We start from the raw sequence: 25,733 nt of genomic DNA, 5'->3' as shown, positions 1-25,733 counted from the left end.
CTATTATTTACTTAAATTTTCTTCAATTATCTCCAAAGAACTCTCTAAAAGCACTAAGTTATTAGCGTTTAATATAGCGTAAGTACTTAATTCTAAGCTACTTACTACGCTAGAGCCTTTTAAATTGCGTGACGACAAATATACATTTTTATTTACATCACCCAACACAAACAGGGATTTTTTATTCTCTAACTCTAAAGCTTTCAAAACGTTGATGAAATTTTTAGTGTTTGGAGTTTCAAAATTAAAGTCTTCAAGAACGATAATATTCGACTCTTTTGCTTTAATTGAGAAAGCAGACTTTCTAGCCAAACGTTTCAAGCTTTTATTCAATTTGAATGAATAACTTCTTGGTCTTGGTCCGAAAACTGTTCCACCACCTTTAAACAATGGATTCTTTGCACTACCCGCACGAGCTGTACCAGTCCCTTTTTGTTTTTTAATCTTACGAGTAGATCCAGCAACTTCAGCTCTTTCTTTAGCTTTGTGCGTTCCTTGACGTTGATTAGCAAGATATTGCTTTACATCAAGATATACTGCGTGATTGTTTGGTTCTATACCAAATACTGAATCAGAAAGTTGAACTTTTCTTCCAGTATCTTTTCCGTTGAAATCTAATACTTTTGCTTCCATTACTTCTGAATGATTACATAAGAGTTGTTATGCCCAGGAACACATCCTTTAATAACAAGTAGGTTCTTATCAGCAACTACTTTTAAAACTCTAAGGTTTTGAACTTTTACATTGTCTCCTCCCATTCTTCCAGCCATACGCATCCCTTTGAATACTCTAGATGGATAAGATGAAGCTCCTACAGAACCTGGCGCTCTTAAACGGTTGTGTTGACCATGAGTTGCTTGACCAACACCACCAAAACCGTGACGTTTTACAACCCCTTGAAAACCTTTACCTTTAGATACACCTTGTACATCTACAAATTCTCCTTCAGAAAAAATAGAAACATCAATAAGATCTCCTAATTTTTGCTCTGTTGCGAAATCTTGGAATTCAACGACTTTTTTCTTAGCTACAGTTCCCGCTTTTTTAAAGTGACCTAACGCCGCTTTAGTGGAATGTTTCTCGTTTTTGTCATCGAAACCTAGTTGCAACGCTTCGTACCCGTCAACACCTTTGGTTCTGACTTGGGTAACAACGCATGGACCAGCTTCGATTACTGTACAAGGAATATTCTTCCCGTTCTCGTCGAAAATGCTAGTCATGCCGATTTTTCTACCAATTAACCCAGACATAAATATTAATTATTAATTACTAAAATTCCCTTCAATTTAAAAACAACAGATGTTTCCAAACAGGGAGTGCAAAAGTAGAGATTAAAATTGAATATACCAAACCCTAATAAAAATTAAATCGCTCATAATCACAATTCAAGAAGCAAAAAGATCGATTACAGATTTTTGTTTCTTTTAAAATAAATTACAGGAGCTTCTTTTTAAAAATACTTCACTCCAAAAATCATAAACAAAAAAAACAACAAATACCCGTGATAGAGCTAAAATTAAGGCATTACAAAAACTACTTCCTTAAATTATAAAATCAAGAACCAGTTATTAGCAGTGGTTTATAAAATTCAACCCCATAAAAAAAGCGAGACAGAACAGCCTCGCTTTTTTTTATAAAATATAAAAAATTATACTTTTATTTCAACTTCAACTCCACTTGGCAATTCAAGTTTCATTAATGCATCAATAGTTTTTGAAGATGAAGAGTAGATATCAATCAATCTCTTGTATGACATAACTTCAAACTGCTCTCTAGCTTTTTTGTTTACGTGCGGAGAACGTAGAACAGTAAAAAGTTTTTTATGAGTTGGTAATGGAATTGGTCCTGTAACAACTGCACCGGTACTTTTTACCGTTTTTACAATCTTTTCGGCAGACTTGTCTACCAACATGTGATCGTAAGATTTTAATTTTATTCTGATTTTTTGACTCATTTTCTTAAAGATTATGCGTTTCCTTTTGCTTTTTTGATAACTGCTTCCGAAATATTAGAAGGCGTTTCAGAGTAGTGTGAAAATTCCATAGTAGATGTTGCTCTACCTGATGAAAGCGTTCTTAACGTAGTTACGTATCCAAACATTTCAGATAATGGCACATCTGCCTTAATAGTTTTAGCACCAGCTCTATCACCCATATCATTCACCTGACCTCTACGACGGTTGATATCACCTACGATATCTCCCATGTTTTCTTCTGGTGTAATCACTTCCATTTTCATGATTGGCTCTAATATAACAGCACCAGCTGCTTTAGCTACCTCTCTATAACCCATTCTTGCCGCAAGTTCAAAAGAAAGTGCATCAGAATCCACCGGGTGGAAAGATCCGTCTAATAAGGTTACTTTCAAACTATCTACTTGGTATCCTGCTAAAGGACCCGTTTTCATAGCTTCTCTAAAACCTTTTTCAACTGATGGAATATATTCTTTAGGAACGTTACCACCTTTCACTGCATTCACAAATTGCAAACCTACAGCAGCTTTACCGTCAACTTCATCAGCAGGCTCAAGTCTAAATACGATATCACCGAATTTACCACGACCTCCAGATTGTTTCTTGTATGTTTCTCTGTGTTGAGCAGACTTTGTAAAAGCTTCTTTGTACTCAACTTGAGGCTCACCTTGGTTTACTTCAACTTTGAATTCACGTTTCATTCTATCTACTAGGATATCTAAGTGAAGCTCACCCATACCCGAAATAATAGTTTGACCTGAAGCCTCGTCTGTTCTAACAGTAAACGTAGGATCTTCTTCAGCTAATTTAGCTAAAGCCATACCCATTTTATCTACGTCAGCCTTAGTTTTAGGCTCAATAGCAATACCAATTACTGGCGCAGGGAATTTCATTGACTCAAGAATAATTGGGTGTTTTTCATCACACAATGTATCTCCAGTTTTGATATCTTTAAATCCAACTGCCGCTCCAATATCACCTGCTTCGATATACTCAATTGGGTTTTGTTTGTTAGCGTGCATTTGGTAGATACGAGAAATTCTTTCTTTGTTTCCTGAACGCGTGTTCAAAACATAAGAACCAGCATCTAAACGTCCTGAATAAGCACGGAAGAAAGCTAAACGACCTACGAATGGATCAGTAGCAATTTTAAATGCTAAAGCAGCGAATGGCTCCTTAACATCTGGCTTACGCAAGATTTTAGTTTGATCTTCTTCTAATAATTCAGCATCATCAGGATGAATCCCTTCGATACCTTCTTTATCCATTGGAGATGGCAAATATTTACATACAGCATCTAACATGAATTGAACTCCTTTGTTTTTGAAAGAAGAACCAGCAATCATAGGAATGATAGCCATATCCATTACAGCAGCTCTTAATGCAATGTTGATTTCTTCCTCTGTAATAGAGTTTTCATCTTCCATGAATTTTTCAAGCAAAGTCTCATCATAATCAGCTACTGCTTCAATAAGAATCGATCTGTATTCTTTCACTTCATCGAGCATGTCTTCTGGAATAGGCACAATCTCGTAAGTTGCTCCCAAACCTTCTTCATCCCAAACAATAGCTTGATTTCTAACTAAATCTACAACACCTTTGAAATCATTTTCTTCACCAATTGGCAAAGTGATTGCTACAGCATTAGATTTCAACATATCTCTTACTTGTTGACATACCATCAAAAAGTTAGATCCTTGTCTGTCCATTTTATTAACGAATCCAATACGTGGCACTCTGTATTGATCTGCTAATCTCCAGTTAGTTTCTGATTGAGGCTCAACACCATCAACAGCACTAAATAAGAATACCAAACCATCAAGTACACGCAAAGAACGGTTTACTTCAACTGTAAAGTCAACGTGACCCGGAGTATCGATAATGTTAAAGTGGTAAGGCAATGTTTCAGGCAACACTTTACCTTGCGTAGTTGGAAAATTCCATTCACATGTTGTAGCAGCAGAAGTAATTGTAATACCTCTTTCTTGCTCTTGTGCCATCCAGTCCATTGTTGCAGCACCATCGTGCACTTCACCAATTTTATGTGATTTTCCCGTATAGAATAAAATACGCTCTGTTGTTGTTGTTTTACCAGCATCAATATGAGCAGCAATTCCTATATTTCTTGTATATTTAAGTTCTCTAGCCATTTCTTACAGGATTAAAATCTAAAGTGAGAGAATGCCTTATTAGCCTCTGCCATTTTGTGAGTATCCATTCTTTTCTTAACGGCAGCACCTTCTTCTTTAGCCGCAGCTAAACATTCTGAAGCTAACCTTTGAGCCATAGATTTTTCGTTTCTTCTTCTTGAATAAAGAATTAACCATTTCATCGCCATAGATATCTTTCTATCTGGACGAATTTGCATTGGAATTTGAAATGTAGCTCCACCTACTCTACGACTACGTACTTCTACGTGAGGCATAACATTGGTTAATGCATCTTTCCAAATTTCTAATGATGGTTTTTCAGCATCTTGTTTTTTAGACTCAATGATGTCAATTGCATCATAAAATACTTTAAACGCTGTCGATTTTTTTCCATCCCACATTAAGTTGTTCACAAAACGTGTTACCAGTTGGTCATTAAACCTTGGATCTGGTAAAAGTGGTCTTTTCTTTGCCGCTCTTTTTCTCATGTCTTTTTTTTAATAAAATGTCATACCAATATCAATGCGACGAATCGCGCTTCTACAAGAATAACTTTTTAAATTACTTTTTTACTTCTTTTGGGCGTTTTGCTCCGTACTTAGATCTTCTTTGCGTTCTTCCTGCTACTCCTGACGTATCAAGTGCACCACGAACGATGTGATATCTAACTCCTGGTAAATCTTTTACCCTTCCACCCCTAACTAATACTATCGAGTGCTCTTGTAAATTGTGTCCTTCACCAGGGATGTAAGCATTCACTTCATTACCATTTGTCAAACGTACACGCGCTACTTTACGCATTGCAGAGTTTGGTTTTTTTGGTGTTGTAGTGTAAACACGCGTACAAACCCCTCTTCTTTGAGGACAAGAATCTAAAGCAACCGATTTACTCTTCTTAGTTATCTGAGTTCTTCCTGTTCTTACTAATTGTTGAATTGTTGGCATAATTAATACTAAAAATTTCTTATTATATTAAATTCCCGCTTTTTACGGGGTTGCAAATGTAGAAAATATTTTTTACTCTACAAACGTTAATCAATTAATTTACAACAAGATTATTTTATCATTTGATTTTTATCTTAAAAAATAAATATTTGCATTACATTTATTTAAAATATGAACTCATTTGAAACCTTCTTTCAATTTAATATTCATCATGCTTTTTTGCCTTAATTGTTCGGCACAAAGTTTTCGTTTAATTATAAAAGGAAGTGATTCATTTGAAACAAAAACTATAGATTCTCTAAAATACGATACAAAACACCAAAACACAAAATCAATTAATGATGAGCTAATCCGAATTTCTCAAAAACTATCCGATATAGGGTACATCGACAATACGACACAAGGTTTTACTACTAAAAACGATTCCATTTTTGTCGCCAATTTAAAACTAGGACCTAAAATAAGTATTATTCATATAAATGTAGACTCGGATATAATTTTGCAAGAAATTCTAGAACTTAAAAATAAGGATACATTAAAAATAGCATATATTGAAATCAATTCTTTTCTAAATCAAACTATCCAACGATTGGAAGAAAGTGGTTTTGCACTTGCTAAAGTAAGTCTCACCAATATTTCAAGAAAGAAAAACGAAATCTACGCCGATTTAAGAGTTGAGTCTGATCAAAAAAGGATACTCAATACCATCATAATCAATTTTGAGAATGCAAATCAAAACGCAAAATTTCCCAAAGGACATTTATCACAGATTAATAGAAAATACAAAAACACTTTGTTTAACCAAAAAATGGTGAATCAAATCTATCAGGATTTCGAAAAATTTCAATTTACCACTCAAGTAAAATATCCAGAAATTTTATTCACAAAAGACTCCACAAAAGCTTACATATACTTGGAAAAAAGAAAATCCAATACTTTTGATGGTTTTATAGGATTTTCAAACAACGAAACAAATAAAATAAGACTTAACGGATATGCTGACATAAAACTAGAAAACATTTTAGGTTCTGGTGAACTATTATCAATATATTGGAAAAGCGACGGAAATGACCAAAAGACTTTTAATGCCAATATAGAATTACCATATATACTAAAATCACCGCTAGGACTAAAAGCTCAAATTCAATTATTTAGACAAGACAGTACCTTTCAAAATACAAAAACAGCTATTGATTTAAGCTACTTTGCAAATTACAACCTCCGATTCTATTTAGGATACCAAAAGACAGCTTCAAGTGACATACAAAAAGCAATAGAAACATCCGTAGGAGATTTTAACAATTCATTTGTTACTGCTAGTATGAATTACACAAAATTAGACCCAAATAATAATACATTTCCAATTAAAACAGTATTAAACTTTACTACTGGAACAGGTAATCGGCAGATATTAAATAAAACCGCAGAAAGAACTAAAAGCAATCAAATATTCGTTACCATCGAGGCAACACACAATTTTAATTTAAACAAAAAGAATAGCATAAACATAAAAAGCCAAAATTACTACCTACAAAGTAACCGATACTTAGACAATGAACTGTATCGTTTTGGGGGATTTAACAGTATTAGAGGCTTTACAGAAAATAGCTTGAGAGCATACTTCACAACATCTATACTTTCAGAATACCGATACATAATAGCCTCTTCTTTATATGTTCATTCAATATTAGATTACTGCTTTTATAAAAACAGAACCAACCTTGAAAAAGCAGACAATACCAATAAACTTTTGGCGGCAGGATTTGGCTTTGGATTACAAACTAAAAATGGTTTATTGAAGTTTGCACTTGCAAATGGAAAATCAGAAAAACAACAAATAGAATTTTATAACACAATTGTACATATTAGTTATAATGTTAAATTTTAATTTAAACAGTAATTATCAATTTATATATTAGGATAGTTAACAAATTATTAAGAGGTTTGCGAGACTAATTCAAAATATTATAAAATGAAACTAAAGTTTAATGGATTCTTAGTGCTTTTAGTAGTACTAATGGCGCAAATTACGTTCGCGCAAGAAAGAGCTGTTTCTGGTGTTGTTTCTGATAATGCAGGATTGCCTTTACCAGGTGTGAGCGTATTAGTAAAAGGAACTAAATCCGGGACACAAACTGATTTTGATGGAAAATTTTCTATCAAAGCAACACCAAGCCAAGTTTTGGTATTTAGCTACCTTGGAATGAAAACCCAAGAAATTGCTGCGTCTTCTTCTAATGTTAGCGTTAAGCTTATGGACGACTCAGTTCAACTAGAAGGAGTAATCGTTGGAGCATTAGGTATCAAAAGAAACAAGAATGCACTAACATCAGCTATGCAAGTAGTAGCTAGTAAAGAACTTACACAAGCTGCTAACCCTAACGTGGTACAATCTCTTGTAGGTAAAGTATCTGGACTTCAAATCAACAAATCTACAAATGGTGTTAACGCCACAAACAGAATTGTTCTTAGAGGTACTAGATCGATAACCGGTAACAACGAGGCTTTAGTTGTAATTGATAACTCTATCTCTTCCTCTGCAGCGCTACAACAATTACCACCTGAATTGATCGAAAGTATCAACGTGATCAAAGGTATGCAGGGTGGTGCTCTTTATGGTGAGCAAGGTGTTAACGGTGTTATTATCGTTACAACAGTAAAAGGAAAACAAAAAGGAAAAATCACCGTGAATGTAAATTCTGCTATTGATTTTGAAACCGTTTCTTTTATGCCAAAAACACAAAACAAATATGGACAAGGATGGGATGGGGTACACTATCCTGACGAAAATGGATCTTGGGGACTTCCTTTTGATGGCGTTTTAAGACCTACTGGTTTAGTGCAAGCTGACGGATTAGAATTAGAGTTACCATACTCATTCATAAAAGATAACGTTAAAGACTTTTATCAAACTGGAACTACATTCCAAAACGGATTTTCTATCAATGCAGGTAGTGAAGATTCTTACGCTTTACTTTCGGCGAACAAAGTAAATACTGAGTTTGTTGTTAACGGAGATCGTTTAGAAAGAAACAGCTTCCTATTCAAAGCAGGTAAAAAAGTTGGAAAGTTTAGCATTGATGGTAACTTAAACTACACCTACCAAAAATCGGCTGAAACATCTCCAGATTTACTTGATGATTTAATTCAAACACCTGGAAACATACCTTTAGATTTATTCAAAAATTCAGGGAATGAAGGGAATTATAATATCTATTTCAAGAATCCATATTGGACTATTGACAACAATCGCAATGATTCAAGAAGAACATTTATTAATGCAATCGCTGCATTAAAATATGAAATCAACAAAAACATCAACGTAACCTACACAGGGAACTTGCAATTGACAAACAGAGAAGCACAATCTCACATCAATGCATACACTGAGCCTGCTGCTTTAGCTGGTGTAGGTGCCAATAGAAACCAACCATCTGAATTTTTTGCAAGTCAATCTTCATTAAGAACCTATTACGGCGATTTATTGGTGAATTTTGATTACGACCTAACAGAAGACTTAAATCTTAAAGTTAATACGGGTGTCAATACACAAGATCGTTATTTTAGAGCAACTTCTCAAGGTGGTCAGAATCTTGACATTCCTGGTTTGTATGCAATAAACAACGTCAAAAGTCCAGCTAATCCATCTACTTTAGATAACAGATTATTAAAATCAAACAGAGCAGCAGTTTTTGCAAATGTTGATTTGGGTTATAAAGATTATTTGTTTTTGAATTTAACTGGAAGAAACGAATGGAGTTCAGTTTTACCAAAGGAGAATAACAATTTTTTCTTTCCAAGTGCAGGTGTATCTTTCATACCAACAGTAGCATTTGAAGGATTAAAAAGTGAAACTTTAACTTACTTAAAAGTGGCTGCCAATATTGTTAAAGTGGGTAACTCCTCTGCAATACAACCATTTGCACTTACTGAAATAGGAGTATTCCCAACTGGCTTTCCATACGGACAACTTGGATCGTATATCATTAACCAAAGACCTACGGATAAAAACATAAAACCTGAATTTGTAACAACCAAAGAGGTGAATGTAAACATAGGACTTTTTAACAATAGAATCACAATAGACGGTTCAGCATATATCTCTGATACAAAAGATTTGATAACCTTTGCTAATACCTCTTCTGCAAGTCAACTTGCAGCATTCCAATCAAACATTGGTGATATGACAACTAAAGGTCTTGAAATAGATTTAGGATTAGTACCTGTTAAAACAGAAGATTTTACTTGGAACTTAAGAGCGAGCTACGCAACAAACAAATCTGTAATTAATTCTTTAAAAGGTGGTATAACAGAAGTTAACCTTTTCTCTGACGCAACTGCAGGAGCAGGAATTTTTGCACAAGTAGGTCAAGAATTTCCATTGATTAAAGGAACAACATTTGTAAAAGATGCAAACGGAAGTGTAATACTTAATCAGTTTGGACTTCCAACAAGAACTTCTTCTAACTCCATTTTAGGTAAAGCAACACCTGATTATATTTTAGGACTGTCTAACTCTTTTGCATACAAAGGATTTACTTTAACTGCAGTTATGGATTACAGAACAGGTCACCAAATCATTTCTGGAACAAAAGCTGACTTAACATGGCCAGGGCGTTTAGAAGAGTCTGCAGCTTTTGATAGAGAAGTTGGTTTTATTATGCCAAATTCAGTAATAGAAACTACACCAGGTTCTGGTGTATACACACCAAATACTACTGTATTTACAGCAGCTGGACATGGACCAAATGGAATTATTGATTATTACGATTCATTAAGAAGATCAGGACAACACAATGTTATCAATGCAACTGCTTTTAAAGTAAGAGAACTTGCTTTGAGTTATTCAGTACCAACAACATTGATTTCAAAAATAGGTTTAACTTCACTTAGATTCGGAGTGAATGCGAGAAACCCATTTACTGTATTAGCTAAAAGCAATAAAGGCTATACAGATCCAGAAGCTTCAGATAGTACTGCAAACAACGGAAATGGACAAGGATATTCTGGTACAGGACAATATCCTAATACTAGAACCTTTGGTGGAAGCATGAATTTAACATTTTAATTACAAACAATGAAAAAAATATTTTTAATACTAGCAGTAGCAGCTGTATCACTTTCTTCATGTAGTGATTACTTAGTTGACAACACCAACGTAAATAGTCCACTAGAGTCAGCTTTGCCTCCAAGACTAATTTTACCAGGTGCACAAGCACAAGCTTTTAGAACGCAAGCTATCAACATGAATAGACTTGGTAGCGTAATGACAAATGCTTGGGCTGGTAACATTTATCAATTTACCAATCCTTTACAAGTTGAATATTCTTATAATTTTGACAACAATACCTATGCAGCGATATGGGATGGGCTGTACAGAAGTGTAGGTAACTTTCAAAAAATAATAGAAACTGATTTGCCTAATCAAGGAAATTATGTAGCTATTTCTAAAATAATGAAAGCGCACTACATGCAATATATTGTCGACCTTTACGGAGATTCTCCATATTCTGAAGCTTTTAAAGGACAAGAAAACCTTACTCCAGCTTATGATGATGATGCAGTAATTTACAAAGAATTAGTAAAAGAATTGGAAGAAGCTCGTGCTCTTATTCAAAATCCATCCGCTACAGCTGAATCTGTAAGTACAGATGTGGTGTTTAGTGGTGATATGAGTAAATGGTTGCAATTAGCAAATACTATTGAATTGAGAATTTTATTGAGACAAAGTAAATTATCTGATGCTGCTACTGTAACTTATTTGAACAGTAAATATGCAACTTTACAATCCTTAAATAACTTTGTTAGTGCAGATGTTTTAATCAATCCAGGGTACTCTTCTGGTAATGATGCACAACAAAGCCCATTTTTTGGTTCTTTCGTAAGAGACGCAGCAGGTCTTACAACAAATACTACTTTTACTTTCTTCACTTCATCAAAGCATTTTGCTGACGTATTAAACGGAGAAGCAGGAGGACCTACAGCAGGTGTAATAGACGGTAGACGTTTTAGATTTTTTACAAATCCACTAAAAAACAACGTTCCTCTAGGCAAAGTCGTAGGTACGGATCAGGGACAAAAACCAGTTCCAGGACAAAATAACGAATCAAATCCAACTTCAAGATTTGGCGTAGGATTAACCAACTATGTAGGAGCTAATACAGCAGCTAGAACTGCAGCTGGTTCATCGAAAGCTGGTGTACTAATGTTGCTTTCTGAAAGCAAATTTCTTCAAGCTGAAGCGGTACAAAGAGGATTCCTTACTACTGGAGTTGCTCAAACATTGTTCAACGAAGGTGTTCAAGCATCATTCACTTACTTAGGAGCAACTGTAGGGACTTATGCTACAGAAATAGAAGCTGTTCCAAATTTTGGATGGGCAGCATCAACGGATAAAATCCGTGCAATTTTAACACAAAAATGGATTGCCTTAAGTGGTATTCATGGAGTTGAAAATTATATTAATTACACAAGAACTGGATATCCAGTAATTCCTGGGTCAATTAATGGATTCAACTTGCAACCTTCAAGACCAAAAAGATTGATTTATCCTTTGTCTGAGTATAATGCAAATTCAGGTAATGTGCCAATCTTGACATCAGCTCAAATTACAACACAAGGGCCATTCTGGTATGTGCCGTAATTAATATTCTGGTTTATTATTTTAAGAGGCTGTCCAAATGGACAGCCTCTTTTTTTGTGTCTAATATTGCTAATAAGCAAATCGTTTGTTGGAATTCGGGCAGCAAATAAAAGTTCCAGATATATTGTAAATCTAAAATACAAGTTATTAAACTAAATAACTAATTAGGCTCCTCAGCTATAAAATGAAAACTATTCAATTCTATTCATAAAATGAAGTCTAAATTTGTTTGTGCTATATTAATGTAAGTACAAGACTAAAAATCAATAGTACTCTAAAGCATATTAATACGTACAAATATAAATTTTAGTACGATTTGAAACAATAAAATATTAATCCAATATAATACTATGCTGACCCCCAAAATTCGGACAATATATCCCGACTAATTTAGATAGGAATAAAAACCTTAAATTAGCACGAATATGTCAAAAACAAGAAGAATCTTCGGAAAAGACTTCAAAGCCAAAGTTGTTTTGGAAGCCTTAAAAGAGAAAGATACCATCGAGGTATTAGCAAAAAAATACGAGTTGCTGCACAACCAAATTTCAATGTGGAAGTCCGAAGCTATACGGAATCTTTCTGCGGTTTTTTCTGCTGAAAAAACGGTCGTTGCCAAAGATGAAATCCCAACAGAGAAACTCTATGCTCGAATAGGTCAGCTGACTTTGGAGAATGACTTTTTTAAAAAAAAGTCTGGGTTAGTATCGATCTGTGGGCGAGTGAAAATGGTCGATACCCAAAATAAATTGAGCATTGTCAAACAATGTCGATTATTAGAAATTCATCGTGGCGGTCTTTATTATAAAGCAAAACAGGAAAGTTTAGAGAACCTAAAAATAATGCAATTATTAGACCAACAGTATTTTAATACTCCATTTTATGGCTGCAGGAAACTGACGTTTTGGCTCAAGGATTTAGGTTTTAAAGTGTATCGCAAACGGGTAAAACGATTGATGCAAATCATCAATTAGCAAACCATTTTTAGAGAACCTAAAACAACAGTGAGTAATAAAGAACATGAGAAATACCCTTATTTACTCAAAGGTTTGAAGATTAACCATAAAAATCAGGTTTGGGCAACAGATATCACCTATATTCCTATGGCAAAAGGATTTATGTATTTAACTGCGATTATTGATTTGCATACAGGATTTGTTTTGAACTGATGTGTAAGCAATACAATGAGTGCCGATTGGTGTGCCATTATTTTGCAAGAAACTATACAAAAGTATGGTGTGCATGAAATTTTCAATACAGATCAAGGAAGACAATATACCAATGAGGTTCACACCAATGCACTATTAAACAATGAAATAAAAATTTCTATGGACGGTAAAGGAAGAGTTATTGACAACATTTTTATAGAAAGATTATGGAGGACAGTCAAATACGAGAATGTATATTTACAAGCATATACTGATGGAATCAGACTTTATAGAGGACTCAAAGATTATTTTGAATTTTATAATAAACGACGAATTCATCAGTCACTAGATTATGGAAACCCTTATAATAATTATTACAAAAAAGAAGTGGCATAAAATCGGAATAACTTTTTTTGGCTTCTTAAAATAGCCAAAAGTTATCTCCAATTTTAACCAAGATAATAGAATATAAAACTAAAAACCTATCTTAAATCGTTGAGATTTCTGTCTGAAAAATGGGTATTGCATATACATTCGAAAATAATCACAAACGAACGTAAAGAGTTATTGTGTTAATGATTTCAACCGAACCTATCTATTCGAAAAAAATGCAATACAAACTAAAATAATCTATTGTATTAAAGTATCTATTTTAATAGCGCTAATTCTTAATACTTCATCGACAACAAAGGTAAATATTAAATTTACAAGCTACAAAAACTTCTATATACTTACTTTTATGTTTTCCATAAAGCAATATTGACATGCAAGGGTTTAATGCAAACAAAAAAATTGCACTTATAAATTAAGAATACATAAAAGATTGCTAATATGACTAATATATATAAACACCTTTGATCATAAAAACTAATAAAAACCTACATACTTCAAAAATTATTACAATTTTTTACATAAAATAAATTATTTTAACAAAATCATAGTGATAACTATAATTTTTATATTAAATAAAATTATTACTAGTTATATTAACAAATTATTATGAATTTTGTTTTACAAATCAAAAATAATAAAGATGAAACTAAAGTTTAATGGATTCTTAGTACTTTTAGTAGTACTAATGGCGCAAATAACTTTTGCGCAAGAAAGAACCGTTTCAGGAACAGTTACTGACAATGCAGGATTGCCTATGCCAGGTGTGAGTGTATTAGTAAAAGGAACTAAATCTGGGACACAAAGTAATTTTGATGGAGGCTATACTATTAAAGCAAGCCCAAATCAAATCTTAATATTTAGTTATATTGGGATGAGAACACAAGAAGTACCAGCTACTTCATCTACTGTTAATGTAAAGCTTAAAGACGAAGCTAATGAACTTGAAGTTGTTGTTGTGACAGCATTGGGAATCAAAAAACAAGAACGAGCTTTAGGTTATTCTACTTCTGTTGTTGGAAAAAACGACATAACAAAAGGTGGAAATCAGAATTTTGTAAATGCACTTGGCGGAAAAGTTGCTGGTGTGCAAGTAATTGCTTCTGGCGGAGCGCCAGGGCAAGCAAGTAGATTAGTTATAAGAGGTGGGAATAAGTCTCTTACTAACTCTAATGAGCCTCTTTACGTTATCGACGGAGTTCCCATTTCAAATTCAAATGATGGAAATGGTAATACAGTTACAGGTTTTGCAAGTCCAAACAGAGCGTCAGATATTAATCCAAACGACATAGAATCAGTAACAGTTTTAAAAGGCTCTGCTGGAGCGGTACTTTACGGAAATAGAGGTTCTAATGGTGTGGTTTTAATAACAACTAAATCTGGGAAAAGTAATAGTGGAGTACCTGTAATCGAATTCACTAGCCAATTTGCAGCTGACGAGGCTTTAGTGTTACCTGACTATCAAACAGAATTTGCTCAAGGTACCAATGGCGTAACTTACAGAGAGGGAACATCGCGATCTTTTGGACCTCGCATAACAGGACAAACAGTGAACAGTGCTGGAGCTGGTGCAGCAAGAGGATTAGGTCCACAACCCATCCAATTAAAAGTATTTGATCCAAGAAAAGATTTTTTGAATACTGGATATACAAATAATAATAATTTATCATTGTCTAGTTCTTCAGATAAGTATAGTATGTTTGTTTCGCTAGGAAATTCTAGACAAACGTCAATTATACCAAATCAAGGTTTTAATAAAATTAATGCTCGTTTTAACGGGAATTATAAGTTTAATGATAAATTTAGTGCTGGAGTTAATTTCTCCTATAATATTTCTAATGGCGATCTACCTTTTACAGGTCAAGATGGAAACAACCCAATTTTCGCCTTGTTCCATGCTCCTGTATCTTGGGATTTGTCTGGATATGGATATGAAAGACCAGACGGAAGCCAAATCAACTTTCGTGGCGGATCTTTTGACAACCCATTTTGGACAGTTAATAAAAACTCCGCACTTAGTGATAGTCAAAGATATATAATGGGCGTAAATTTAGCTTACGACTTAGCTCCATGGATGAAACTTAACTATCGATTGGGTAACGACAACTTGGTTGACAATAGAAAAATTTTCAGAGATAAAAATAGTGGAAGTGCTCCAAATGGGTTTCTTTCATTTGATGATGTATCAAGAAACGAGATTACATCAACCTTAACTTCAACATTCAACAAGAAGTTTGCTAATAAATTTGAGGCGACTTTATTAATAGGCCAGGATATAAACACCAGAACATTTAGACAAACTGTTATTACAGGATCTCAGTTAGTTCTACCTGGAATTCAAAACACTAATAATATCCAAACCTTTGACCCTGCATTTAATTCTACAAGTAAACGTAATTTAATAGGTGCTTTTGGAAATTTAACCTTGAACTATAATAATTATTTATTTTTAGATGTTGTAGGAAGAAATGAGTGGAGTTCTACACTTCCACAACAAAATAGAAGTTTCTTTTATCCAGGGGCAAGTGCATCGTTCATATTCTCTGAAGCATTGAATATTAAAGGCGACACGTTTAATTATGGTAAATTACGTGTTGGAGCGTCAAAAACCGCTCGTGATGCAGGAGTTTACTTAACACAACAAACGTTTCAGTTAGGTCAATTTGCAGATGGCTTTACTACAGGAATAGTTTTCCCGTTCAATGGCCTTCCGGGATATACCGTTGATAATACAATTGCAAACGCTAATTTAAAACCAGAATTTACAACGGAATATGAAGTTGGTGTTGAATTAAAAATGTTTAAAAATAGACTTGGATTAGACGCATCTTATTTTAGAAATGTAAACACAGGTGGAATCATTCCATTAGATATTTCTCCAACTACTGGCGCTCAACAAACCATTATAAACAGTGGTAAAACCAATTCTAGAGGTGTAGAATTATCTTTACGTGCAACACCAATTCAAACAAAAGATTTCAAATGGGACATAAATGTTAACTTTAGTAAGATAAAATCTAATGTTGACCAAACTTTCCCAGGTATCGACAAAATATTCTTAGGTGGATTTGGAGGAAATCCTGCAATTTACGCTGTACAAGGTGAACGTTACGGAAGCATTATTGGATCTGGTTATGCTAGAAACGATAATGGACAAGTATTAACTGATGATGATGGATACCCTATTTTTGAAGACGGTTTAAATCTAGGATATGTTGAACCAGACTGGACGGGTGGATTAACAAATACTTTCACTTATAAAAATCTATATATTTCTGCTCAATTTGATACCAGACAAGGTGGATCTATCTACAGTGGAACTGAGGAATTATTGGATTTTTACGGAGTAAGTGCAAAAACTGCAAGTAGAGAAGAAGATTATACCTTTCCTGGTGTTAACCAAACCACCGGAAATCCAAATGATGTTGTCGTTAAACGCGATGCAGTATGGTACGGTAGTGCTTATCCTAATGAAGAATACGTTTACGAAAACAATTGGGTCAAATTGCGTGAAGCTTCTATTGGATATACATTTAAATTGAATAACAGCAGCATCAAAGCATTAGACGTAAGTCTATATGGTCGCAATTTAGCTTTATGGACAAAAGTACCTCACATAGATCCAGAATCAAGTTCTTTTGGAACTGGTAATGCTCAAGGTGTTTCTAGATTTGCTTTTCCTACAACTAGAACAATTGGTTTTAATCTAAGAGTTCAATTTTAAAAATATAAAAAGATGAAAAAAATAAAAATTTATGATGGAATAATAAATACTAAAAATCTTTTTGTTGGGGTTTTTACAAGTTTATTATTACTCTCGTCATGCACAAGTGAATTAGATATAAATAGTGATCCTAATGCACCAACTGCCGTTCCTAATTCCACATTACTTACCTCTTCCGAGGTAAATTTAGGGTACATAATTGGAGGCGAAGCTACACGTATGCCATCAAGTATCGTACAGTATTATGCTGGACATAGAGGTCAACCAAACGAATATGCTCGTTATGACATTACTCCTTCAGCTACAGATGGCTTGTGGACTAATATGTACAATGTATTAATTGATTTAAAAACTATCGAAAATAACACAAGTACAACAAATGATAAACTATATTTAGGAATATCACAATTGTTGCAAGTGTACGCCTTTAGTGTATTAACTGATAATTTTGGAGACATTCCTTATTCGGAAGCTTTACAATTATCATCAATATTGACTCCTGCTTATGATAAGCAAGAGAATATTTACAATGACCTATTGGTGCGAGTTGACAATGGAATAGCAAATGTAACTACAAATGCAGGATCTAATCCTGGTGCTGCTGACGTAATTTACAAAGGGTCATCTACAAAATGGGCTGCCTTTGGAAACTCTCTTAAGTTAAGATTATTAAACCACTTAAGTTTAAGAAGACCAACAGCAGCATTAACTTTTTTGCAAACAAACCCTACTTTAATTAGTAATAGTGCTAATGACGCGAAATTAGTTTTTGGAATAAGCGCTTCAAACTCAAATCCAATCTATCAGTTTGACGTACTATCTGGAAGAAAAGATAACGCAGTTGCCAATACTCTCGTTAACAAGATGAAATCATTGTCAGATCCTAGAATAGCTGTGTATTTCAAACCTGTAGTAAATGGAGCCCTAGCAGGGCAAGTTTTAGGTAATATTCCAGGCGATGATACTGACGACTCAGGTGAAAGTTTGTTTTCAAGAACTGGATCAGCATACGCATCGACTGATTCACCAGTTATTTTAATAAGTGCCGCAGAAGTAAATTTCATTAAGGCAGAAATTTATTTCAGAGCTTCTGACGCAACTAACGCTCTATTAAATTACAACAACGCAATTACTCAAGATTTAACATCTCTTGGTTTAGCAGCATCAGCGACTACTTACTTAGCTAATCCTCTTGTAACATACAACAATACCTTACAGAGAATTATGGAACAAAAATGGATTACAATGTACCAAGGAGCGTACGAATCATTTGTTGATTGGAGAAGAACTGGTTTCCCAGCACTAACTCCTTCAATAAATAACAGAACCACAAATGCTATTCCAGTTAGGTTATCTTATCCTCAAATTGAGATTAATGTTAACACTGCATCACTTCAAGCAGGTCCTGGTATTCCGCAACCATATGTATCATTAAGTAACAAAGTTTGGTGGGATTTGTAATAAAATCTTAACTATAAAAACCATCAGCGCAGCTGGTGGTTTTTTTTTATATATTTGCACCATGGAAAAAGAACATCAAATATTTGGGATTAGAGCAATTATTGAGGCAATACAATCTGGAGCTACTGTTGACAAAGTCTATATTCAAAAGGAAGCAAGTAGCGAACTTATGAAAGACTTAATGAAGGTAATGAAGCGTGGGAATATAAACTTTTCTTATGTTCCAGTTGAAAAACTAAACAGATTGACTCCCAATAACCATCAAGGTGCTGTAGCGACAATATCCCCTATTTCATTTTTTGATTTAGAATCATTAATTGAATCCGTTATTGAAAACGGTAAAAAACCGTTGTTTTTAATATTAGATCAAATATCTGATGCACGTAATTTTGGTGCCATCATAAGAACGGCAGAATGTACAGGTGTAAATGGTATTATTGTTCAAAAGGCAGGATCAGCACCGGTAAATGGTGATACTGTGAAAACATCAGCTGGCGCAGTGTTCAACATTCCTATTTGTAAAGTAGAACACATCAAAGATGCTATTTTTCTATTGCAAGCGAGCGGCATAAAAACAGTAGCGGCAACAGAAAAAACGGATCAAACTATTTATGATTTATCTCTAAACGAACCTGTAGCAATTATCATGGGATCTGAAGATCGAGGTGTAAACCCGTCTGTATTGAAAATTGTTGACGAAAAAGCGAAGCTTCCAATGTTTGGAACAATTGGTTCGTTGAATGTTTCCGTAGCTTGTGGTGCTTTTTTATACGAAGCTGTAAGACAGAGAAACTAATCCTCCTAACGTATTCACCAACGTTAAAGGAAAGAGATAGCAAATAAAAAAGGAATCAAGACTTCGGTTTTGATTCCTTTTTTTCGTTTGAAACAATCTCGTAATCAACTGCTACATTTGAAGAATAATATGCTACAAATTCTTCTAATTCTGCATTTTCTTCCAATTTTGGTAAATTGACAAAATTACCATTCTCATCAAATCGCTGCATGAATTTATCCTCGGAAGAATCAAAATCTGAATGTTCCCAATCATACTTTAGCACTTTCATGTATTCTGGAGCTTTATAAATCAACGAGAGCAAAAATCCAGTTACCAATCCGCCTAAATGTCCTTCCCAAGAAATTGACTTCTCGCCAGTAATCTCTGGACTTGGAAAAACATACCAAACCATACCGCCATAGATAACTATTACTGCCAAGGAAAGCGCTACAAGTCTATTGTATTTTGTTTGTATGCCTTTAAAAAAAACAAAACTGAATAACACATAAATTAATCCACTTGCTCCTATGTGGTAATTGCTTCTGCCGATAATCCACGTAATCAATCCTGAAAATAAAATCCCAAATAAGATAACTTTCACGGTTTGATCTGGATAGAAAAATTGCAATGCAGCTAATAAAATAAGTAAAGGGACTGAATTGTTATAAAGATGCTCCATATCAGCATGAATAAACGGACTAAAAAAGACTCCTTGTAAACCTGAAAGTGTTCTTGGCAAAATTCCGTTTTCAATAAAATCAAAATCAAATCGAATTTCAAGCCAAAAAATAAACCAAAGGAATACAACAAAAAAAAGAGGGAGCGCAATAACTGCATTCGTAAATTTGAAATGCTTTTCCATGAATAGCGAAATATTTTATGTGAAATCTGTAGTTCAAAAACTTCACCAAAAGCAATTTAATGCTATTTTGTCATATTTAAACTGAAAACCTGTTTTTACTGCTACTCCATAGCCCAGATGATCCCGAAATCTCGGGAGGCATCCTTTTATATCTCGTTATTTTAACGAGGTATAAAAGATATAGTGTACAGCTGGAAATAGCTCCAAATAAAAATAGTAATTTTACAGGTGTCATATTTCTAATTTAGGATTACAATTTTTAGACCCTAATGCCAGCGGACTGACGCATCGTTTTAGATTTACAGAAAAAATGGAAGCACCACTTGCAGAACGCATACGACCACAAAAATTAGAAGACTATATCAGTCAATCCCATCTCGTAGGACCAAATGGCTCCTTGACGCAACAAATCGCTAAAGGAATTATTCCTTCCATAATTTTTTGGGGTCCACCCGGAACTGGCAAAACCACATTGGCACAAATTATTGCACAAGAATCGAAACGTCCCTTTTATATTTTGAGTGCAATTAATTCAGGCGTTAAAGATATTCGTGATGTGATTGAAAAAGCAAAGCAAAGTGGTGGTTTATTCACCGCTAAAAATCCTATTCTTTTTATAGATGAGATTCACCGTTTTAGTAAATCACAACAAGATTCTTTGTTGGGCGCCGTAGAAAAAGGTTGGATAACACTAATTGGCGCCACCACAGAAAACCCAAGTTTTGAAGTTATTCCTGCATTGCTTTCCCGTTGTCAGGTATATATTTTAAACGCTTTTACAAAAAAAGATTTAGAGTCTTTGCTGGAACGCGCCATGAAAACAGACCGCTATTTGTCTACAAAAAATATTGTTTTGAGCGAGACAGAAGCGCTTTTGAGACTTTCTGGTGGGGACGGACGTAGGCTATTAAATATTTTTGAACTCGTTGTAAATGCCTCTAATGAAGCCGAGATTATAATTACAAATGATTTGGTTTTTTCCTTAGTACAACAAAATACGGTTTTGTATGATAAAACCGGCGAACAGCATTACGACATAGTTTCGGCTTTTATAAAATCGATTCGAGGAAGTGATCCTAATGGTGCCGTATATTGGCTCGCACGAATGATTGAAGGTGGCGAAGACGTAAAATTTATTGCCCGAAGAATGCTCATTCTAAGCAGTGAAGATATAGGAAATGCAAATCCAACAGCTTTTATCATGGCCAACAATACTTTTCAAGCAGTGACAACCATTGGTTATCCTGAAAGCAGAATACTATTGAGTCAATGTGCGGTTTACCTTGCTACTTCTCCTAAAAGTAACGCCTCGTACTTAGCCATAGGAACAGCGCAACAATTAGTGAAACAAACAGGAGATCTTCCAGTTCCTATTCATTTACGCAACGCCCCAACAAAATTAATGAAAGAGTTAGGATATGGTGAAGAATACAAATATGCTCATGATTACAACAATAATTTTGCCGATCAAGAATTTTTACCAGATGCACTTAAAGAAACACCTATTTATATTCCTGGCAACAATTCTAGAGAAAACAGCATCAGGGAATTTTTAAAGAACAGATGGAAAGATAAATATGGTTACTAAAGCGCATAAAAAAGTCCAGATTGCTCCAGACTTTGCTATACTTTTATAAATTTTATAACCTAAAATTTAACGGCAATTTTTTCTGAAATTAATGTGTCATTTTGATAATATTCAAAAAACCATTGATTGTCTTTTAAAATCAAAGAACCTTGCACTGTGTCTTTTATCGCAATAAAAGAATTGGCTTGTGATGTTTTTAATAATTTCATTACAACTTTTGGCGTGCTGTCTATTAACTGATAACCCGTAGATGTGGCTTGAGCATAAAGTAAATTGACATCCTTTGTATCAAGGAATACAGTAGCCTCAGCAGATATAGATTTTTCAACTACTGTAGTAGCAACAGGGTTTTGTACCATTGCGGTTTGAACTTGAACTTTGGCTCCGTTATATTTATATTTCAATGCGCAAACTGATGCAAAAGCTTCGGTAAGCGCTTCTGTATAAGCAACTCGATACTCTTTTTCCTTACTTTTACCAACTGCGGATTTAAAAACAACTTTGCCATTACAATCTTTTAATGTAATGTACAATTTAGTCACCAAAAAACCGCTTTCGTTACTAACATCAGCATATAAAATACTGCAACGGTCATTGTATTCTGCAGGAATGGAATCATTAGTATAAAAAGCCGTAAAACCTGCCTTACCTAAATTAAATTTTGTTAGCGTATTCAATCGGTATTGATTTTCTGCTTTTAAAAAAGTAAATTTTAATGGAACGATTACGGCTTTATAGTCATTAACCGACTGCGCGTTCGAATAACCCACCATTAAGATTAGTAGTACTAGGAATGTCTTTTTCATTTTATAAATATTTTTTTAGTTCTAATAAATGATTTACTTGCTTGATGTGATTTGCTACTTGTAGGTTACTTTCATTAAAAAAAATTGCATCCAATCCTGCGTCTAAAGCTCCTTGAACATCAGCATCTAGGCTGTCACCAATCATGATACTGTTCTCTTTTTTTGCTTTTGCCAAATCTAAAGCATAATCAAAAATTATGGGATTCGGTTTTTTGACTCCTGCCATTTCAGAATTAGTAACCGTTTGAAAATAACTACCGAGGTTAGAATTATTTATTTTTTTATATTGAACAGCGGCAAATCCGTTGGTAATGATATGCAGCTTGTATTTTTGATTTAAATAGTCCAAAACCTCAAAAGTACCATCAAAAAGATGATTGTTTTCTGGTAAAAATCGAATGTAATCCTCCGCAATAACATCAATTTCCGAATCAGAAATAGAATAATTAATGGCGTCAAAAGAATGTTTTAATCGATTGTAACGTAGTTCTTCGTGCGTGATTTTATCGTACTGATAGAGTTTCCAGCACTCTTGGTTGATGGGCACGTATTTTTCTATAAACAATTTTATTTCTACTGATGGATGATTATTTTTGAAAATAGTATCAAAAGTAATTTCAGAATTTTTATCAAAATCCCAAAGTGTATGATCTAAATCGAAAAATACATCTGTTATATGTGTTTGTTTCATTTTTTAATTTAAAATATTCCTTCGTCTACAAAGCTAAAATAACTAGTTTCAGTTACAATTAAATGATCTAACACTTTAATTTCTAAACTGTCGCCTGCCAATTTTAGTTTTTTTGTTATTTGCTTATCAGCATCACTTGGTATTAAAGTCCCCGATGGGTGATTGTGACATAAGATTAATCCCGTTGCTCCCATTTCGAGCGCTGTTTTAAATACAATACGCACATCTACAAGTGTCCCGGTAATGCCACCTTTGCTCAATTGTGCTTTTGAAATTACTTTGTTGGAATTATTTAAATAAATAATCCAGAATTCTTCATGTGGTAATTCGCCAATAATTGGCTGCATGATTTCAAAAATTATTTTGCTCGAGGTGACTTTTTTTAATTCGACAACCTCCTCCGCTCTCCTACGCCTGCCTAACTCTAATGCTGCTATTATTGAAATCGCCTTAGCCTCGCCTATTCCTTTAAATTGAATGAGTTGTGACAATGATACTTTTCCTAACGCATTCAAATTATTATCTACACTTGCTAAAATTCGTTTGCTCAAATCTACCGCCGATTCATTTCTGCTTCCTGAACCAATCAAAATAGCTATTAATTCCGCATCACTCAAAACACTTTTGCCCTTGAGCATCAGTTTTTCACGTGGTTTATCATCTTCGGACCAATTGGTAATAGGGAAAAAGGAATTTTCAGCCATTCATTTTATTGTTTAAATTGGTTTCCGCATACAAATACTATTTTCTAAACCTACATAAGGCTCGTAATTCTCAACTATAGCATATCCTGTTTTTTGATATAAAGCAATGGCTTCCTTTTGTTTGCTTAAAGTTTCTAAAACAGAAAAAGAATATCCTAAATCACGTGCCCAAGCTTCTAATTCAAGTAATATTGTTTGTGCCAAACCCATTCCTCTAACATCAGGTGAAACAAACATACGCTTTATTTCTATTGTATTTTTATCGTATTTTTTAAAACAACCACAAGCAACAGGTTTCTCTTCTAAATAAAGAATAACAACATTTGGATTTATTTCCAAAATATTATTTCCCCAATAATCAGATTTCAATTCTGGATAACGTTCCCATAAACTTTTATCCAAAGCGGAAATCAAATTGACAAAATCTGGATTTTCACTAGTAGTTTTAACAATTCTAACTTTGTCTTTCATACCATTTTTACTTTACCAATTCCTTTACATCATCAAAGTTTAGTCCGCCGTAATTACCGGAACTCATCAACAATAAAGCAGAATTATCTAGATTCAAGTTGAATAAATAATCCTTGAAATCTTTTGGATTCGTATAAATAATCAAATCCTTTCTATTAAAAGCATTTGCTATTTGGTCGTAAGTAACTTCTTCAAGCTGTTTAATTTTTACTGCATCGGGCGAATAAAAAACAACTGCTTTATCTGCAAATTCGAGTGCGCCTTCGTATTCTTTTAGGAATTCAGCATTCAAACTGCTGTACGTATGCAATTCTAAACACGCGACTAAAGTTCGATTAGGGTATTGCTCTTTCACCGCTTTTGTAGTTGCAGCCACTTTGCTTGGTGAATGCGCAAAATCTTTATACGCCACTTTTGTTTTACTTTCGGCTATTTTCTCCAATCGTTTTGAAGCACCTTTAAAACTGGCAATAGCTTCATAAAAATCGGCTTCATCAATGCCCATATTTTGACAAATCCATTTGGCTCCAGCCAAGTTATTCAAGTTATGTGCCCCAAAAACTTCAATTGGCATGTCGCCTTCGGGAGTTTCCAGAAGTGTCACACCGTCACTTACAGTATATTTTGGAGTATGATACGCTAATTTTCGAATTGGGTTTGTTGCAGCTTCGGAAACACGCTTTACCTCAGCATCATCTTCATTGTAAACTAGAATTCCACCATTTGTAATTTTGCCAATAAAAATTTCAAACTGTTCAACGTAATTTTCATACGTTGGAAAAACATTAATATGATCCCAAGCAATTCCTGAAATTAAAGCAATATTCGGTTGATATAAATGAAATTTTGGTCTGCGGTCAATTGGCGAAGACAAATATTCATCTCCTTCCAATACAATAAAATCGTTCTCTTCTGTGAGATGCACCATCGTATCAAAACCTTCCAGTTGTGCACCAACCATGTAATCTACAGCAATGTCATGGTAGTGCATTACATGCAAGATCATTGAAGTAATCGTTGTTTTTCCATGAGAACCACCAATAACAACACGCGTTTTATTTTTGGATTGTTCGAATAAAAATTCCGGATAAGAATATATTTTCAGTCCTAATTCTTGTGCTTTTAGTAATTCAAGATTATCGGCTTTGGCATGCATACCAAGAATAACTGCTTCAATATCTGCCGTTATTTTCTCGGGAAACCAACCCATTTCTTGCGGTAAAATCCCTTTTTTATCCAATCTTGATTTAGAGGGTTCAAAAATCGCATCGTCACTTCCTGTTACTTGATATCCTTTATTATGTAGTGCTAAAGCTAGATTGTGCATGGCGCTTCCTCCAATAGCTATAAAATGTGTACGCATTCTAATTTATGATTTATGTTAAAAGACTAGAAAAACT

Annotated in this window: 22 protein-coding genes; 10 read left to right on the top strand and 12 right to left on the bottom strand. The window is 34.2% G+C overall.

Annotated features, from left to right (window positions below; translation table 11 throughout):
- Positions 1–3 precede the first annotated feature (3 nt).
- The 6 genes from rplD to rpsL all read right to left on the bottom strand — a co-directional run bounded on the left by rplD (position 4) and on the right by rpsL (position 5,067).
- Positions 4–633 carry a 50S ribosomal protein L4 gene (gene rplD / locus AC061C_RS05555; RefSeq protein WP_091173690.1) on the bottom strand — a complete coding sequence of 210 codons (630 nt, stop codon included), beginning with the start codon at positions 631–633 and terminating at the stop codon, positions 4–6.
- The gene (gene rplC / locus AC061C_RS05550; RefSeq protein WP_099713444.1) at positions 633–1,250 is read right to left on the bottom strand and encodes a 50S ribosomal protein L3; all 618 of its coding nucleotides are present in this window, start codon (positions 1,248–1,250) and stop codon (positions 633–635) included. The genes rplD and rplC overlap by 1 nt, the downstream gene beginning before the upstream one ends.
- A 398-nt stretch (positions 1,251–1,648) precedes the next feature.
- The gene (rpsJ, locus tag AC061C_RS05545; RefSeq protein WP_011963470.1) at positions 1,649–1,954 is read right to left on the bottom strand and encodes a 30S ribosomal protein S10; all 306 of its coding nucleotides are present in this window, start codon (positions 1,952–1,954) and stop codon (positions 1,649–1,651) included.
- A gap of 11 nt (positions 1,955–1,965) precedes the next feature.
- Positions 1,966–4,122 carry an elongation factor G gene (gene fusA / locus AC061C_RS05540; protein ID WP_417944002.1) on the bottom strand — a complete coding sequence of 719 codons (2,157 nt, stop codon included), beginning with the start codon at positions 4,120–4,122 and terminating at the stop codon, positions 1,966–1,968.
- Between the two features lie 11 nt (positions 4,123–4,133).
- Positions 4,134–4,610 carry a 30S ribosomal protein S7 gene (gene rpsG / locus AC061C_RS05535; RefSeq protein WP_035668130.1) on the bottom strand — a complete coding sequence of 159 codons (477 nt, stop codon included), beginning with the start codon at positions 4,608–4,610 and terminating at the stop codon, positions 4,134–4,136.
- Between the two features lie 73 nt (positions 4,611–4,683).
- The gene (gene rpsL, locus AC061C_RS05530; protein WP_144893908.1) at positions 4,684–5,067 is read right to left on the bottom strand and encodes a 30S ribosomal protein S12; all 384 of its coding nucleotides are present in this window, start codon (positions 5,065–5,067) and stop codon (positions 4,684–4,686) included.
- A 211-nt stretch (positions 5,068–5,278) separates the two neighbouring features.
- Between rpsL and AC061C_RS05525 the strand changes: the two genes are divergently transcribed.
- From AC061C_RS05525 to rlmB, 9 genes are all read left to right on the top strand, one after another.
- A complete protein-coding gene (locus AC061C_RS05525; protein ID WP_478290355.1) occupies positions 5,279–6,955 on the top strand; it encodes a BamA/TamA family outer membrane protein in 1,677 nt (558 codons plus the stop codon).
- Positions 6,956–7,039: 84 nt separating this feature from the next.
- A complete protein-coding gene (locus AC061C_RS05520) occupies positions 7,040–10,135 on the top strand; it encodes a SusC/RagA family TonB-linked outer membrane protein (protein WP_478290354.1) in 3,096 nt (1,031 codons plus the stop codon).
- A 9-nt stretch (positions 10,136–10,144) separates the two neighbouring features.
- Positions 10,145–11,710 carry a SusD/RagB family nutrient-binding outer membrane lipoprotein gene (locus AC061C_RS05515; RefSeq protein ID WP_478290353.1) on the top strand — a complete coding sequence of 522 codons (1,566 nt, stop codon included), beginning with the start codon at positions 10,145–10,147 and terminating at the stop codon, positions 11,708–11,710.
- Between the two features lie 425 nt (positions 11,711–12,135).
- A complete protein-coding gene (locus AC061C_RS05510; protein WP_478290352.1) occupies positions 12,136–12,684 on the top strand; it encodes a transposase family protein in 549 nt (182 codons plus the stop codon).
- Between the two features lie 30 nt (positions 12,685–12,714).
- Complete coding sequence (locus AC061C_RS05505; RefSeq protein WP_478290351.1) at positions 12,715–12,879, top strand: hypothetical protein; 165 nt, start codon at positions 12,715–12,717, stop codon at positions 12,877–12,879.
- Positions 12,880–12,894: 15 nt separating this feature from the next.
- A complete protein-coding gene (locus AC061C_RS05500; protein ID WP_478290350.1) occupies positions 12,895–13,254 on the top strand; it encodes an integrase core domain-containing protein in 360 nt (119 codons plus the stop codon).
- Between the two features lie 637 nt (positions 13,255–13,891).
- Positions 13,892–16,972 (top strand): SusC/RagA family TonB-linked outer membrane protein, encoded by a 3,081-nt coding sequence (locus tag AC061C_RS05495; protein ID WP_478290349.1) that lies wholly within the window; start codon positions 13,892–13,894, stop codon positions 16,970–16,972.
- Positions 16,973–16,984: 12 nt separating this feature from the next.
- Positions 16,985–18,433 (top strand): SusD/RagB family nutrient-binding outer membrane lipoprotein, encoded by a 1,449-nt coding sequence (locus AC061C_RS05490; RefSeq protein WP_417943996.1) that lies wholly within the window; start codon positions 16,985–16,987, stop codon positions 18,431–18,433.
- A 61-nt stretch (positions 18,434–18,494) separates the two neighbouring features.
- Positions 18,495–19,229: a 23S rRNA (guanosine(2251)-2'-O)-methyltransferase RlmB gene (gene rlmB / locus AC061C_RS05485; RefSeq protein ID WP_478290348.1), complete on the top strand. Its 735-nt coding sequence runs from the start codon at positions 18,495–18,497 to the stop codon at positions 19,227–19,229.
- A 55-nt stretch (positions 19,230–19,284) separates the two neighbouring features.
- On the opposite strand, the gene AC061C_RS05480 is transcribed toward rlmB, so the two are convergent.
- Positions 19,285–20,073, bottom strand: coding sequence for a rhomboid family intramembrane serine protease (locus AC061C_RS05480; protein ID WP_478290347.1), 789 nt, complete (start codon positions 20,071–20,073; stop codon positions 19,285–19,287).
- A 310-nt stretch (positions 20,074–20,383) separates the two neighbouring features.
- Here AC061C_RS05480 and AC061C_RS05475 point away from each other — a divergent pair, with 310 nt between their 5' ends.
- Complete coding sequence (locus AC061C_RS05475; RefSeq protein ID WP_478290346.1) at positions 20,384–21,661, top strand: replication-associated recombination protein A; 1,278 nt, start codon at positions 20,384–20,386, stop codon at positions 21,659–21,661.
- Between the two features lie 59 nt (positions 21,662–21,720).
- Here AC061C_RS05475 and AC061C_RS05470 read toward each other — a convergent pair whose 3' ends face one another.
- From AC061C_RS05470 to AC061C_RS05450, 5 genes are read right to left on the bottom strand one after another with little or no spacing between them, the layout of a single operon-like run.
- On the bottom strand, positions 21,721–22,467 hold the full coding sequence (locus AC061C_RS05470; protein WP_478290345.1) for a hypothetical protein: 747 nt from the start codon (positions 22,465–22,467) through the stop codon (positions 21,721–21,723).
- Between the two features lies 1 nt (position 22,468).
- Entirely contained in the window at positions 22,469–23,158 is a 690-nt protein-coding gene (locus AC061C_RS05465; protein WP_478290344.1) for a YjjG family noncanonical pyrimidine nucleotidase, read from the bottom strand.
- A gap of 8 nt (positions 23,159–23,166) precedes the next feature.
- A complete protein-coding gene (radC, locus tag AC061C_RS05460) occupies positions 23,167–23,862 on the bottom strand; it encodes a RadC family protein (RefSeq protein WP_417943989.1) in 696 nt (231 codons plus the stop codon).
- A 12-nt stretch (positions 23,863–23,874) separates the two neighbouring features.
- On the bottom strand, positions 23,875–24,333 hold the full coding sequence (locus AC061C_RS05455) for a GNAT family N-acetyltransferase (protein ID WP_478290343.1): 459 nt from the start codon (positions 24,331–24,333) through the stop codon (positions 23,875–23,877).
- A gap of 7 nt (positions 24,334–24,340) precedes the next feature.
- Positions 24,341–25,696: a UDP-N-acetylmuramate--L-alanine ligase gene (locus AC061C_RS05450; RefSeq protein ID WP_478290342.1), complete on the bottom strand. Its 1,356-nt coding sequence runs from the start codon at positions 25,694–25,696 to the stop codon at positions 24,341–24,343.
- Positions 25,697–25,733 lie beyond the last annotated feature (37 nt).

This window comes from Flavobacterium sp. GNP010, assembly GCF_056428945.1.
This window is presented reverse-complemented; position numbering and strand designations above follow the sequence as displayed.